This window comes from Flavobacterium shii (genome assembly GCF_025847235.1).
GTDB lineage: Bacteria > Bacteroidota > Bacteroidia > Flavobacteriales > Flavobacteriaceae > Flavobacterium > Flavobacterium shii.
Window position 1 is genome coordinate 143,460 of the sequence record NZ_JAOZEW010000006.1, and the last position, 14,778, is coordinate 158,237.

Here is a 14,778-nt window from a genome sequence, read left to right on the forward strand (position 1 = left end):
TACTGTACTATATTATTAAAACAATTAGAACTATAATTACCCTACTTTTTTATAAATCAATTTCTTTACGTAAGCTTAACAAAGCGACATGAATGCGTTTTTCGACTGCCTTTACACTAATATTTAATTCTAAAGCAATTTCGCTGTATTTCTTTCCGTCAATTCTATGCATCAAAAAAGCAATACGTTGTTTTTCGTTTAAGTTTTCAATGGCTTTTAATAGTTTGGTTTGAAACTGTTTTTCTTCCAGAATATATTCGGGATTTTCATTTGTTTTATCTAAACCGTTGAAGTTTTTTTCATATCTCAAAACCACTTTTTGATGTGCAATTTCGTTGAGACTGCTGTTATTTGCAATAGTATAAATATAAGATTTTGCTTTTTCTAGTGGTACCGAAGCGCAGTTTTGCCAAAGTTTTACAAATGCTTCTTGAGCAACATCTTCTGCCTGGGCTAAATTGCCAAATTTGTAAAAAAGAAAATTCCGAAGTGCTTTTACATGACTTTTGAAAAAAGACGAAAAAATTATTTCGTCACAAGTATTTGATAGTTTTTTTTGTGGCATTTCGATTTCAGTTGATACGATGCAAAAGTATTTGTTTTTACTTTAAGTAGGGTAAAAGCAAAGCTGATTGTTTTATAAAGGTATAAAATGCTATTACCTTTTGATAATTTAGTATTGAAGAAATAGAACTAAAAAACAATCTCATTAAGTTAAGGAAAAATCAATAAAATAATTGCTAATTTTTGATTACTTCGCCTGTTTGCTCTTTCTGGCTCGAGTAACAATTTTGGATGTATGAAACCTAGAGAAATAGATAATATTAGTATTTACCAATACTACATCAAAAATCTCCAATCGTTAATCTTCAATGTAAAAATTCTTAAATTATTGATATTGAACGAACAAATTCTCTGATACTGAATTTATATAAAAAAAAACAGTTTCTAAAAATTATTACCTTTGTAAAAATATAAATATGTACCCTTTGAAAAAATATTTATCAATAGTAGCACTCCTATTCTTATTGTCTTGCCAAAGTGAAATGGATGAGCAAAATAATTATGCACAAGGAACAGTTACAAATACTTCTCCTCTTACTTCTTATTTGCAAAGGGTTGCAATGGTACAAACGGTTCAGGATAATGTAATCGACAGGTCTAGTTATTGTACTATAAAACTTCCTTATACAGTTACTGTTAATAATGTAAAAATTGCAATTAATACCACTGCCGATTATCAAAAAGTAATAGATAATATTAATGCAAATACTTATGATGATGACATTGTAAAAATTGATTTTCCCGTAATGATGGTATACTATAATTACATCGAAAAAAATATTCCGAATGAAGCTGATTTTAATGATTTAATCGATTATTGGAATCTTTACCCTGATCTGTTGTCAAAAATTAATGGACTAAACATCAACTATCCAATAACCATTAATAGTTATAACAGTGCCAATCAAATTGCAAGTTCTCAATCGATTGTAAGTGATCAGGCCTTTTTTAATTTTATAAAAAACTTGAATAGCAGTCAGTATATTTCCTTACAATATCCAATTACAATAGCAGATTACAACAATCAGACAAAATCAATTACGAATAATTTAGAGTTCGAAAATGCTATAAAATATGCTATTGATTACTGCCCTGAAAATAACATTGTAACACTTGATTTTGTAGCAACAATAACAAGTGGTTCTTGGGGAATACCTTATTTCTTTAATACTTCAGAGAAAACGGCATCTTACAGCGGATATTCATTTGTGTTTAAAAGTGACAAATCTATAGTAGCTACTAAAGGCGCGATTATGGAAACCGGTCAATGGGACAGTAAATTAGAGTATGGGGTTAGAGAATTACAAATAAATTTCAGTTCAGAATTACTTAGTAAATTGAATAGTAATTGGAAATTGTTTGAGTTTAATAATTCGCAGATACGATTACGTGATGTAAGTACTAGCACTAACTATCTTTATTTTGAAAAAAAATAAATGCTAACAGTCGTGGTTTATTGGCACATTATCATATATTAATATAGGAATCTAAATTGGTTCTCTTGCATCTGGAGTTAAGTTTTACCTTTGTCTTTTTTTAAATTCTAAAATTAAAGAAAATCAAGGGTTATTGTTCTCCAAAATCTATTATTCTTCAGGCTGTGTATTCCAAACTTAGGTTTTCGTTAAGATATCGAAATGATAATGAAAATGAAGGGAGTTCAAGTTGACAATTTGTTTTGGAAGAAATAATTTTTCGAAATATCATTTATATTCATGATACAATTAAGTAATCCTCTCATAATTTGTTGGTGATTTAATGCATTATTGTATTAAATGATCTTATTATTTTGGTTGAAATTTATAAATCTCAAAAAAACTACCTTTGTTTTACGGATGAAATATATAAGTTTAGGAAGTAAAGTCCATTCCTGTAAATATTCTGCCTTCAGAACTTAGTAAGTAATACTCAGACAACTTAATGGAAATTAACAATGAAAAGTTAGAAAAAAACGCACCCTAATTGCTACAACAGATCTAGGGAATTAGCTTAATGGAAAATTGGTTTAGTATTTGTCCGGATTTGGCAATTTGTATGTGATACCAGAGACTTTATAGGCAATGTCATTAAATCATTTGTTTTAGTCTTAAGGACAATTAAATTTCTATTAAAAAAAATAATTACTTTTGTATATGAGAATATCTGATGCTACATCTTCTATCGACCTTGCAAAATCTGCTGCAATATCAAACATTATTCAAAATGATGCTAACACTTTCCATATACTGGATCTGAGCATTGCTGATAACCCGTTTTTTTCATTTGAATATAACCGAAAGATATTTTACACAGCCACTTTATTACAAGGGGAATATCATCTTGAATTTGAAGATAGAAATATTGATATTTCTGGCAATTCATTACTTTTCACTACTACCAAAATTCCTTTTGGGATACATTCGACTGGTTTGGGATATGCAGGGATCAGCTGCATGTTTAAAGAGGAGTTTATTACTAAAGCCAACAGTGGTTATCGATTACTTGAATTCCCGATTTATAAACCAGGTAGGCAGAATATCTATTCGTTAACAGATAAGCAAACGAAAGATTTTATTGATATTTACACGAAAATATTTAATGAAAAACACGAAAATAGTGCCTATAAAAATAATTTGCAACGTACTTACTTACTTGAAATCATTTTTAATGCACAAAAGCTCGCTCCGGTTAGCTCTTTCGTCAAAACAAATAATACGACAGAGGTCATCGCCTGTTCCTTCATAAGATTACTAGAATCGCAGTTTCCCATAGAATCCCCGCAGAATATAATCCAATTTAAAACTCCAAAGGATTTCGCAGACAGCCTGTCTCTTCATCCCAATTATTTGAACCGCCAGGTAAAATTATCCAAAGGCAGAACCGTAAGTGAGATCATCGCTGCAAGACTTCTTCAGGAGGCTAAGATTTTATTAAAATTAACCAACTGGCATGTTGCGGAGATCTCTTTTACACTTGGTTTTGCGGAGCCATCACATTTCAATTTATTTTTTAAAAAGCATGCAAACGCTTCCCCTACAGATTACAGGAAGCTACATAAAGAATAAGTTGCTTTTTCATAGATATTAGACAAGTAAGTTTGATTATAGTAAGGATCGGTTTTATTTACGCTAATACAGGCTACGCTTTCCGTTCTACCTTTGTATTAAATTAAATAATTTACAAATATGACAAAGATAGCATTAGTTACCGGTGCCAATAAAGGCATTGGTTTTGAAACAGCTAAACAACTTGCCGAGCAGAACATCAAGGTTTTATTAGGCGCAAGAAATGAAACTGAAGGTAAAAAGGCCGAAGGAGCTTTACGAGGCTTATCGCTAGATGTTACCTACATTAAACTGGATATCAGTAATTCAGTAGATATAGTGAATGTTAAAAACTACATTGAAGGCGAATATGGTGTATTGGACATCCTGGTCAACAACGCAGCCGTATTTTTAGACAGCGCATGGTTCGGAAATAACACTGAAACTGTTCCATTGCAAACGCTTCGTGACACATTTGATATCAATTATTTTGGTACCGTTGAACTGACCCAGGCTTTATTACCGGCAATCAAAAAAAGTAAATCTGGGCGTATTGTAAACATCAGCAGTGTTTCCGGTTCTTTCGATGTTCACCTGGATGAAGCTCACTGGCTGTATGCTTTAAAACCATATGCCTACAGTGCATCAAAAACAGCTTTAAACCAGTTTACAGTTTTTCTGGCTCACGCACTTCGCGAAACCAATATAAAAGTAAACGCAGCAAATCCAGGTTGGGTTCAAACATCAATTGGATCAAATCAGGCGCCGCTTACACCAGAAGAAGGTGCAAAAACAGGCGTTGCATTAGCTTTGCTTGATAAAAATGGACCAACAGGAACTTTTTCTCAGTCTGGCGAAGTATTACCATGGTAAAAGCTGATTCCTTATTTTAAAATGGAAATTAATCAATTATTATATGAATGTAGAAGAGTTTAGAGATTTCTGTCTGTCATTCCCCGATACGCATGAAGGCATGCCGTTCGGAGCTTTCTTTAAGAATGCTCAGTCTATCCTCGTATTTTATGTTGGTAAGAAAATGTTTTGCTTAATCGACCTTGATAAATTTGATCGTTGTACATTAAAATGCGACCCTAAGCTCATTGATGAGCTTAGGGAACATAAGGGCATTGATAAACCGTTTAACTTGAGCCAAAAACACTGGATAAGTGTTGCTTTAAACGGGGATGTCTCCCAAGAATTGATCAAAGATCTTGTTACGAAATCTTACCAACTTGTTGCAGAAGGTATTTCGAAGAGAAATAAATAAAATAACATCTTTATAAATTCTGAAAAGAAAATTAATTTTTTAAAAATTGATTATGAAATAGTATTTTGATTGTTTGAATCAGTTATTCTTAATCTTTTCCCGAAATTCTAAGGGAGCCATTTGCGTTCGTTTTTTAAAAAGCGTGCTAAATGACTGAGGATGTTCAAAGCCAAGATCGTAGGCGATTTCACTGATGGATAATTCAGTTGCCGATAGTTTTTCTTTAGCCTTATTGATTAGCTTTTCATAAATATGCTCTTTTGTATTTCGCCCAGTATGTATTTTCAAGAAATCACTGAGATAATTTGGAGAAATATTTAGAGCTTCGGCAATTAAACGAACACTTAAAAGACTTTTTTCGGCTGTGTTGTCATTATAATAATCATTGATAAACCTTTCAAATTTTGTAAGCAACGCATGACTATTGTTTTTGCGTGTTATAAACTGTCTTTCATAAAATCGGCTTGAATAGTTTAGAAGCAGATTAATCTGTGAAAGAATAATATCCTGAGTGTGGCGGTCAATATGCTGGCATTCTTTGTCAATTCGATCCAGTATTTCTATCAGATATTTTTCTTCCTGTGCTGATAAATGCAGCGCTTCATTTACCGCATAGGAGAAAAATCCAAAATCAAATATTCTTTGGGCTAGCGGATGTTTCAAAAGAAAATCTTCATGAAATATCAGTAGATAACCCGCTCCACATTCCATATTATGAAAATCCAAATACTGCACCTGATTAGGTGCAGTAAAACTTAGTACGCCTTTATCGTAATCATAATGTCCTTGACCGTATCTGATTTTTCCTTTGGAATCTCTTTTTAAAGCAACGCAGTAGAATTTATTGATAAATCCTTTCCAGATTTCATCATCCAGAAAAATACTTTCAGATAAATTTATGACACTAACCATTGGGTGTTTGGGTTCCGGAAGAGAAAGCAGGCGATGAAAAGCAGATACAGATGCAATAGTATTCATAACGAGGTCTTTTTAAGTTTAGTCCAGAAGGCCCATACTGAATTCATCATACGGAGCTCCGGTATCTGTTCCCAAAGGTACGATACTTTCAAGTTTTAGAAGATCGTTCTGGCTCAATTCTATATTGGTCGAGGCTATATTCTGTTCAAGATACTTTCTGCGTTTAGTTCCGGGAATAGGCACAATTCCTTTGCTGATGATCCATGCCAGAGCAAGCTGTGAGGAATTTACATTTTTTTCTTCGGCCATTTTTTCAACTGCTTTTACCAGTTCAATATTTTTATAGAAATAGTTTTCCTGAAATCGTGGAATAGTTCTACGGAAATCATTTTCGGGAAGATCATCTATTGAACGAATTTGTCCTGATAAAAATCCACGCCCTAAGGGAGAATAAGCCACAAAACCTATCCCTAGTTCTTCCAATGTTTTTAGTACGCCTCTTTCTTCTACGGTTCTTTCAAACATGGAATACTCGCTTTGAACGGCTGTTATGGGATGAATATTATGCGCTCTTTTGATAGTTTCAGATGATACTTCCGAGAGTCCGATATATTTCACTTTTCCCTCTTTTACAAGATCGCTCATAGCATCGACCGTTTCTTCTATTAGTGTGTTTTTGTCCAAACGGTGCATGTAATAAAGATCAATATAATCAGTATTCAAATTTTTAAGTGAACGTTCTACTGCTTTTTTGATATATTTTCTGCTGCTGTTTATAGCCCAGGTTACTTTGTTATTGTCATCGATTTCCCAGCCAAATTTTGTAGCTAAAATATATTTGTCACGTTCTTTTCCGACAGCCTTAGCTATTAGTTGTTCGTTTTTTAAAGGACCATACAAGTCTGCTGTGTCCAAAAAAATACCTCCTAGTTCAAGAGAACGGTGAATAGTGTGAATAGCTTCTTTTTCATCTGCAGGACCATAGATATTTGCTTCTTCAAAGCCTGTCATTCCCATGCATCCCAAACCAAGTGGAGGAATAATTAATCCCTGATTTCCTAATTTAATCTGTTTCATCTTTTATAATTTTAGTTGAATACAAATTTCGAAAGAAAGAGTATGAACATAGGTTTGCAGATTACAGAAGGTTGTATTTAGAATACTTATATTTGATCCTGACAGATTCGACAGAACCCATGATTTATTATATACCAATTTTTTAAAGTAAAAAAACTTTTTTAATGGTTTAATTTTTTTCAAAATGAGTGTTGTAATTCTTTTGATTTAAATTACTTTAACAATGTATTAAATCGAATATTTGATTTCTATAGATAAAGAGTATAGGGATCCTAACAAAGGGAGCAATCCCATTTAATCGTAAAATGGCGTCACTTACAGTCAAGTGACGCCATTTTTTAATATTAATATTGGAAATAATTCTTTAAAACTGGTCTGTACCATAAATACAAGCTGTTTTTCGAGTCTCTATTTTTAGCTTGGATACTGCGATTGTACAAAGGAATTAACATCTAGAACCAAAGAAGTTCCAACAATCGACTGGTCTGCTCGTACGATATTCATGTTATAACCCAAGGACCACATTGCAGCAGCTTTTCCAGATGGAGTTACTAACTGACGATCAACACTAATCTCCTTAAAGACCTCAACATTTGTACTAGTCTCATATCCCATCTCGACGGAAACAGTGGCAGATACTTTACCTTCAGCCAGGAAGGAAACACCAGCTTCAGCAGTAACAGAAATACCTGTAGTAAGACTAAAAGTCGAAGTTTGAGATTCTGTTATACCCGTTGTTACCGTTTTGCCGATTGTTTGATCTACACTTGTTGTATTGAAGTCAAAAATTTCCAATTGGTAATAGACAGCTCTTTCCAAGAAATAAAAGGGGGAGTTATTGACTTGCCATGATACGGTTCGTCCTGCATCAGTAATCGCTGTAAATGGTACAATAGTAATACGATCTACAGTTTTTCCACTAATACTCGGTGGTATATTTACACTTTGTAATACTGGTGTAGCGGGCTCTTCTAATGTACTAACTGGAAAAGGTAAATTTAGCACATTCATTTCAGGTAAAGATTTGGGATTTGGTATAGAATGAGAGTTATTAGCAACAAAAGTGTTTACAGCAAAGTAACCATTTTTCGGACTAGTATCAACTGCTGTGTCTGGAGTAATTAAAAATACATCGATATCCATCTTAGCTCCAGAATTTTTATCAGACCAAATTTGCGTTCCTGCCATTCCTGCTACCGTAAGGTCTTTACGGACACACACTACAGAATCAATAGATGGTGCGTCATAACCATTTACCATCACATCACCTAATGCAACGTATCCATCTGGAGCATTCGGTCTCCAGCAAGAACCATCATTTTCCCCACCAGAACCATGATCGTTCCAAATTTCAGTAAATGAAGCGGGATTTGCCAATGGTGCATTAGAATTAGGCGCCTCTTTAACGCAAAGAGCCCAATTATTTCCATCAATATTTACATCAGAATAGTTACCGATTGCATAAGTTCCCAAAATTTTAAATCCTGCTGGAGGAACTGGTTGCCAAAAAGCACCATCCTGTGAAGAACCTGTTTTTCGATCGTTGTAAACAAAAGAGAATTGATTGGTAAATGTAAGAATTAAATCTCCAAATTGTACCTGTTTATTTATATCTGTCATTTTATTATAATTTAAATTCCCTACTCATAAAGCTTTTCGGTTACCGCTTCTCATTAAATTGACATAATAAGAAATGTCCTTTTTTTTATAAAAGTGGGTACTGCTACACTTTTTGTTTTAACTTGCTATTTGGGAGATCAGCCCCTTTTCTTTTACTTTAAAAGTATAACAACCAGAATCAACTTCTAATACGTATCATGCATAATACATATGATTCTATCTCCTGATTAATAAACCTTTGAATAAAAAATAACTAACGTGCTAGCTTCTTTGTTAATCTGAAATAAAAGTACAAGGATCAAAATGGTATAGTAAGTATAATGTCATCAGATGAAAATTTTATGATACGAGGATGAGGAAATAGGACATAAAATACTAAATCAAAATACTTAAGCGCTTTGGTTTAATATCTGACTAGAGTATTTTATAGGTACTTAGGAAATTTCTGTATTTATTGCCAAGAGTTATGATGTGGTTTCCCTCCATAACAATAGTCTTTTTCGATAGTATGATTTCAAGAATCTTATCGGGATTGGCAATGTAGTTTCGGTGGGTGCGTATAAATTTGTGAGATTCCAACAGAAGAAGAATTTTAGTCAGAGAAATCTGGATGACAAATTTTTTGGTTTTAGTGATTACATTGCAGTATCGTTCTTCTACTTCTATATAGATGATCTCTTCAATTAATACTTTTCCAAGACTTTTTCCTTTTTTAATAAATATTGAATCACTGACTATTATGGACTCTTGCCGTATACTATTTCCTTGATCTTGCTCATAGAATCTTTCCATTGCCATTTCAAGGGCATATAATATCTTAAGTTCATTAAAAGGTTTCAGCAAATAACTGAATGGTTTTGCTAGTTTTGCCTTTTCAAAAACCTGGCGATTAGACGAACTGGTAACAAAGATAAACGGTTTAGCTGTTTTGGGATCAGCAATTATGATTTTTGCAAGATTAATGCCTTCAGGATAACCATCAATGAAAATATCTAAAACAAGAATATCTACAGCCTTATGATAAAAATACTGAAGAGCCTGCTGATAATTAGAAGCAACAACAACATTATAGTTATTGGCAATCAAAATTTCTGAAAGAAACGTACTGTCTTCTACAGAATCTTCAACGATAAGGACATTTATTTTCTGCATTCTTATTATACTTTTTTTTATTTTTCAGTTTGTGTATAACATGAATGTTAAAGCAATAGCTTTCATAAATGCCTGTTAACTCGATTATATTTGCCGTAAAATGGGTTCTGTTGCATTTAGAGTTAAGCTTTACTTTTTTTCTTTAAATTCTAAAATTAATGAATATCAAGGGTTATTGTTATCCAAAATCTATATTATACACGCCATATATTTTAAGCTTAGATTTGCTTTAAGTTATCGGGATGTTGAAGAGATAATGAAAATGCATGGAGTTCAAGTTGACCATGCAACAATTCAACGTTGGGTATATAAGTTTGCACACAGGAATAACTATGTTTAAATCATACTGTAAATTGGCAGCTTAACTTTTAAAACTTATATTTGATTCTGACAGATGCGACAGAACTTCTTTGTCGGAGTTTTTGCATAGTGCATGCTTTGTAGGATTCCTTTTTTAACTTATATTCGCTGTTTATACATTTGTGAGTACATATTACTCATTTAAAAAACTAATTTGTGAAAAACACACAGGAAGACGTACAAGAGAATCAGCTTAAACGCGGGCTGACGAATCGCCACATTCAGTTAATTGCCTTAGGCGGATCTATAGGAACAGGTCTTTTCCTTGGCATTGGTCCAGCAGCTGTATTAGCAGGACCATCTGTTATTTTAGGATATGCTGTTGCTGGAATTATCGCTTTTTTTATTATGAGACAACTTGGTGAAATGGTTGTCGAAGAGCCTGTATCAGGAAGTTTTAGTCACTTTGCCTATAAATATTGTGGTTCTTTTGCCGGTTTTGCATCTGGTTGGAATTATTGGATTTTATATATTTTAGTTAGCATGGCCGAACTTACAGCCATTGGTGTTTATGTACAGTTTTGGTGGCCTGAAATCCCGCTGTGGGCATCCAGTTTATTTTTCTTCCTGGTTATTAACGCTTTAAATTTTGCCTCTGTAAAAGTATACGGAGAAACTGAATTTTGGTTTTCGATCATAAAAGTTGTTGCAATTATTGCAATGATCCTTTTTGGTACTTACTTATTAATAAGTGGTACAGGAGGAGAACACGCTACAATTCATAATTTATATAACGATGGAGGTTTTTTTCCAAAAGGTTTCTTCGAAAAAACTCCATCTGGTAGTTTTCAAGGTTTATTATCAGCAATGGCGTTAATTATGTTCTCTTTTGGAGGTTTAGAACTAATAGGAATTACCGCTGCTGAGGCCGAAAATCCAGAAAAAAACATTCCAAAAGCAACAAATCAGGTCATTTATAGAATACTTATATTTTATGTAGGAGCATTGGTAATTTTATTTGCTCTGTCGCCTTGGCAACAAATTACTACAGATAGTAGTCCGTTTGTAATGGTTTTTCAAAATTTAAACGGAATGGAATTTGAGCTATTTGGCAACAAAATATTTTTTACACGCCTTATTGCCAATGTGCTTAATTTAATTGTATTAACCGCAGCGCTATCAGTTTATAATAGTAGCGTATATAGCAACTCACGTATGTTATATGGCTTGGCAGATCAAGGCAATGCACCTAAGTTTTTAATGAAGCTAAACAAACAATCAGTGCCAATTAATGCCATTTTAATATCTTCATGCTTTGCAGCTATCTGTATTATAATAAATAAAATAATTCCAGAAGAAGCTTTTAGTATTTTAATGTCTCTGGTGGTGTCTTCTTTAATTATTAACTGGGTTATGATCTCTTATACGCATCTAAAATTTAGACAATCGAAAGACAAGGAAAATACAAAAACTAAGTTTCCTTCCTTATTTTATCCAGTAAGTAATTACATCTGTTTTGTGTTTTTATTTGGTATTTTATCCATCATGTGGATCACTAATATGAAGTTATCTGTAGAATTGATTCCTATTTGGTTGGGTATTCTTTTTGTATGCTATAAAGTTTTTAAAACCAAAATATAATAGCTTTTGCTATATTAAAAAAAGGCATTGATTATCAATCTGTAGTTGATTTTCAATGCCTTTTTAATTCTAAAATCATATTTACCTATAGAACATGGTATGCTATTTTTGGTGAAGCTAAATTGTAGTTTAATTTTATTATAGTTATTAAACTTGCAATGAAGCCGCATCAGCAAAATTTGCTTTCAACTCTTCAGGTAAATAAGGTCTTCCTCCAGTTGCAGGAATACAAGTTCCTGTAAATACTGCCGAAGCCATTATTTTTCCGTTTTTTATTATTGATTGTTTAAAATGTAGTCTTGGTAATCCCTGAGCATCTGTATATACAGCACAGGTCACATCAAAATTATCGTCTTTTTTGAGCGAGCGTATAAATTTGATTTTATACTCTGATAAAACCATAAATACACCATTTTCTGCCTGTTGAACAAAATCAAAACCTAGAATCTCCCTAATATAATCATGGCGGCATTCCTCCATATAAAACGGGTAATATAAGCCATCCATAATGCCTTGTACATCTATATGTGCATCTGCAACGGTGTAATTTTTTGAGTATTCCATAGTATTGATTATAAAGTTTAATTTTAATAGCTAACGCAAATATTTTTGGATTATTACGGTCTAAAATCTTCGTGTTAAATTTCTATGACAAAAAGGTATTCTCGACAAATTGAACTGTTTTAAAGGTCTTGTCTTCCGATAATGGTAATAATCTCCACTCGTTTATCTCCGTTAATTTGGTAGTAAATAGTATCAACACCACAAAAACAATAGCGATATCCTATTTTAATGTGGTTAGCAGATGGAAATAAAAAAGGATTTCCCTCTATTTTTTCAAAACAATCATAAAACATATTAAAATAGCTGTCAGCTTGATTTATGCCAAACTTACTAACACCATAATAATATATTTTTCTTAAATCTTCTTTGGCTTCGCTACTTAAATAGTAACTATACATCAGGCAGATCTTTTTTAAATTCGGCTAACATTTCTTGTCTCGTTTGTTTCTTTGCAAAACCGTTTTTTTCTCCCTTATCTATTTTAGCTTTCACAAACTCATAGTATTCTTCTTGTGAACGAGCTTGCTTAATCAAATAATTAATAGCTTCACTTTTACTACTAAACTCTTCTGTATTAACCTGATTTTTCAACCATTCATCATTAGGGGCAGTTAATGATATACTTTGTCGTGTCATAATAATATAAGTTTTTAGATTGGTGTAAATTTACACCAAAATTTAGAAATGGAAAAAATATTTAAATGAAATAGTTTTTAATTGTTGGGTACAAACCCCATATCTCCGAAGTGTTCAACTGAAAAGCTGCGCAAATGCCTCAGACTTTGCGCATTTTTTTACACCTATGAATTATTAAAGTTTATAAAAGTCTCCCGACTTTTTACAATTATTTCTTAATATTGTTTTTATTTTCTAGAAATTACATCTAATAAATTTAGTTTTAAAGTCAGAGATATTTGCGCAGCGTTTGTGAGGTATACTTTGCAGGGGTTCCAAATATTTTTAATTAAACAAAAGCGATGAAACTCAAAGGTCAAGAAAAAACATTTTGGTGGCATTTTTGTCAAATCAATGATTCCAAAGACATTCCTATAGAAGTGTCTGTCGTTGCTGGAGTAGATGACCCGAACTATAATGACGATTATTTTGCAATGCTTACCGACAAAATAAAAATCATTCATTCTATATATCTTAAAGAAACCGCCATTACAGATGAAGGTGTAAAACATATCTCCAAAGTGCAGCAGCTTAAAAGCCTCACACTCATGAAACAGCCAAAAATCACAAAAGCCAGTTTACTCTACCTTAACCAACTTACAGATCTGGAATATTTGGACATTTGGCGAACGGGGATTATTCTGGAAGATTTGGTTACACTCAATCAGTTGAAAAATCTAAAAAAGGTATATGTTTCGTCTTTAGCAGAAATAGATGGTTCTTTTCCTGAGCTGGAGAGCGAGCAGATTTTGGAACAGATAATCGTGCTGGAAGATATGTTTCCAGATTGCACTTTCTATGTGGATCACAAAGAATATTGACAGGAATTATGAATTCTTATGCGCATCTAAGGTTTAGACGTTCAAAAGACAAGGAAAACACAAAAACTAAGTTTCCTAGATCTCCAAAATGTTCAACTGAAAAGCTGCACAAATGTCTCTGACTTTGCGAATTTTTTTGCACCTATGAATTATTAAAGTTTATAAAAGTCTTCCGACTTTTTGCAGTTATTTTTTAATATTGTTTTCATTCTTTCTTCTCCAGAAATTACATCTAAGAAATTTAGTTTTAAAGTCTGAGACTTTATGACTTATACGTTTTAAATTAGATATTTGTAAATTGGCGCAAAGTCAGAGATATTTGCCAGCGCTTGTGAGGTACACTTTGCAGAGCAGGGGGTAATTTAATTCCAACGCTGTGCGAATGTCTCCTGACTTCGCACCCACATCTTGATCAGATGAACAAAAATAATTTTGATGATTAATCCCAATTAGAGATTAGTTTTTACATTTTGAAGTATAACAGTTTGAATTTTAAAAGCAGTGGTAACATAATTAATGTAATATTTTGTAATTCATATAGAACAAATACTGGCAAAACAAAAAAGAGACTCGAAAGTCTCTTTTTTGAATTAATATATCTTCTATAAATGATTATTTATTGATTAATTTCTCAAGCCTAACCATCATTTCATCTTTCTCTTTCAACATACGCTCGTACAACGCAATTTTTTCTTCATATAATTGAACAATTTTATCAATTGGATTAAAAGTAGGGTTATCATTTCTTTGATATCCAATGCCATTATCACCAAATGTATTAGAAATAATATTCACCGCTTGCTCTTCATCAAAATTCTGAAAAGCTTCAACTGGAATTTTTAATACAGCTGAAATTTGCTTCAACAGATTATCTTCAATTACATCTTTCTGCTCCAGCATAGAAATTTTCTTTTGGTTCCAGTCTTCGCCCAGATCATAAGCTAATGCTTCCTGCTTTATATTAAGCATTTCTCTGAAACGTTTTACGTTTCTTCCCTGATGTATTTTCTGTTCCATAATGAATATCAATTTTTCTAAAGGCTCAAAGATAAAGCCATTTGTGGTAAAAATCCTGAGTTTCAAAGATAAAAAAATATCCCGTAAATATCCCTTTTGTCAGATATTATATCTGCATTTCGAATAGATTATCCTTTAC

General features: G+C 32.6%; 15 protein-coding genes. 6 read left to right on the top strand and 9 right to left on the bottom strand.

Annotated features, from left to right (window positions below; genetic code table 11):
• Positions 1-49 precede the first annotated feature (49 nt).
• The gene (locus OIU83_RS08025) at positions 50-565 is read right to left on the bottom strand and encodes an RNA polymerase sigma factor (protein ID WP_264205731.1); all 516 of its coding nucleotides are present in this window, start codon (positions 563-565) and stop codon (positions 50-52) included.
• Between the two features lie 415 nt (positions 566-980).
• Here OIU83_RS08025 and OIU83_RS08030 point away from each other — a divergent pair, with 415 nt between their 5' ends.
• The 4 genes from OIU83_RS08030 to OIU83_RS08045 all read left to right on the top strand — a co-directional run bounded on the left by OIU83_RS08030 (position 981) and on the right by OIU83_RS08045 (position 4,854).
• A complete protein-coding gene (locus tag OIU83_RS08030) occupies positions 981-2,000 on the top strand; it encodes a hypothetical protein (protein ID WP_264205732.1) in 1,020 nt (339 codons plus the stop codon).
• A gap of 696 nt (positions 2,001-2,696) precedes the next feature.
• Entirely contained in the window at positions 2,697-3,608 is a 912-nt protein-coding gene (locus tag OIU83_RS08035; RefSeq protein WP_264205733.1) for a helix-turn-helix domain-containing protein, read from the top strand.
• Positions 3,609-3,728: 120 nt separating this feature from the next.
• Positions 3,729-4,460, top strand: a complete 732-nt coding sequence (locus OIU83_RS08040; protein ID WP_264205734.1) for an SDR family oxidoreductase — start codon at positions 3,729-3,731, stop codon at positions 4,458-4,460.
• A gap of 43 nt (positions 4,461-4,503) precedes the next feature.
• Complete coding sequence (locus OIU83_RS08045) at positions 4,504-4,854, top strand: MmcQ/YjbR family DNA-binding protein (RefSeq protein WP_264205735.1); 351 nt, start codon at positions 4,504-4,506, stop codon at positions 4,852-4,854.
• 78 nt (positions 4,855-4,932) lie between these two features.
• Here the strand turns inward: OIU83_RS08045 and OIU83_RS08050 are convergent, their stop codons facing one another.
• The 4 genes from OIU83_RS08050 to OIU83_RS08065 all read right to left on the bottom strand — a co-directional run bounded on the left by OIU83_RS08050 (position 4,933) and on the right by OIU83_RS08065 (position 9,621).
• A complete protein-coding gene (locus tag OIU83_RS08050; RefSeq protein WP_264205736.1) occupies positions 4,933-5,832 on the bottom strand; it encodes a helix-turn-helix domain-containing protein in 900 nt (299 codons plus the stop codon).
• An 18-nt stretch (positions 5,833-5,850) separates the two neighbouring features.
• Positions 5,851-6,849 carry an aldo/keto reductase gene (locus OIU83_RS08055; protein WP_264205737.1) on the bottom strand — a complete coding sequence of 333 codons (999 nt, stop codon included), beginning with the start codon at positions 6,847-6,849 and terminating at the stop codon, positions 5,851-5,853.
• Positions 6,850-7,263: 414 nt separating this feature from the next.
• On the bottom strand, positions 7,264-8,469 hold the full coding sequence (locus tag OIU83_RS08060) for a Vps62-related protein (protein ID WP_264205738.1): 1,206 nt from the start codon (positions 8,467-8,469) through the stop codon (positions 7,264-7,266).
• 414 nt (positions 8,470-8,883) lie between these two features.
• Entirely contained in the window at positions 8,884-9,621 is a 738-nt protein-coding gene (locus OIU83_RS08065) for a LytR/AlgR family response regulator transcription factor (protein WP_264205739.1), read from the bottom strand.
• A gap of 516 nt (positions 9,622-10,137) precedes the next feature.
• Here OIU83_RS08065 and OIU83_RS08070 point away from each other — a divergent pair.
• The gene (locus OIU83_RS08070; protein ID WP_264205740.1) at positions 10,138-11,562 is read left to right on the top strand and encodes an amino acid permease; all 1,425 of its coding nucleotides are present in this window, start codon (positions 10,138-10,140) and stop codon (positions 11,560-11,562) included.
• A 147-nt stretch (positions 11,563-11,709) separates the two neighbouring features.
• On the opposite strand, the gene OIU83_RS08075 is transcribed toward OIU83_RS08070, so the two are convergent.
• The 3 genes from OIU83_RS08075 to OIU83_RS08085 form a co-directional block, all read right to left on the bottom strand.
• Positions 11,710-12,126 carry an acyl-CoA thioesterase gene (locus OIU83_RS08075; RefSeq protein ID WP_264205741.1) on the bottom strand — a complete coding sequence of 139 codons (417 nt, stop codon included), beginning with the start codon at positions 12,124-12,126 and terminating at the stop codon, positions 11,710-11,712.
• A 119-nt stretch (positions 12,127-12,245) separates the two neighbouring features.
• Positions 12,246-12,524: a type II toxin-antitoxin system RelE/ParE family toxin gene (locus OIU83_RS08080; protein WP_264205742.1), complete on the bottom strand. Its 279-nt coding sequence runs from the start codon at positions 12,522-12,524 to the stop codon at positions 12,246-12,248.
• A complete protein-coding gene (locus OIU83_RS08085) occupies positions 12,517-12,762 on the bottom strand; it encodes a ribbon-helix-helix domain-containing protein (RefSeq protein WP_264205743.1) in 246 nt (81 codons plus the stop codon). The genes OIU83_RS08080 and OIU83_RS08085 overlap by 8 nt, the downstream gene beginning before the upstream one ends.
• A 341-nt stretch (positions 12,763-13,103) precedes the next feature.
• On the opposite strand from OIU83_RS08085, the gene OIU83_RS08090 reads away from it, so the two are divergent.
• Complete coding sequence (locus OIU83_RS08090; protein WP_264205744.1) at positions 13,104-13,622, top strand: hypothetical protein; 519 nt, start codon at positions 13,104-13,106, stop codon at positions 13,620-13,622.
• 612 nt (positions 13,623-14,234) lie between these two features.
• Here OIU83_RS08090 and OIU83_RS08095 read toward each other — a convergent pair.
• Positions 14,235-14,639 (bottom strand): helix-turn-helix domain-containing protein, encoded by a 405-nt coding sequence (locus tag OIU83_RS08095; protein WP_264205745.1) that lies wholly within the window; start codon positions 14,637-14,639, stop codon positions 14,235-14,237.
• Positions 14,640-14,778 lie beyond the last annotated feature (139 nt).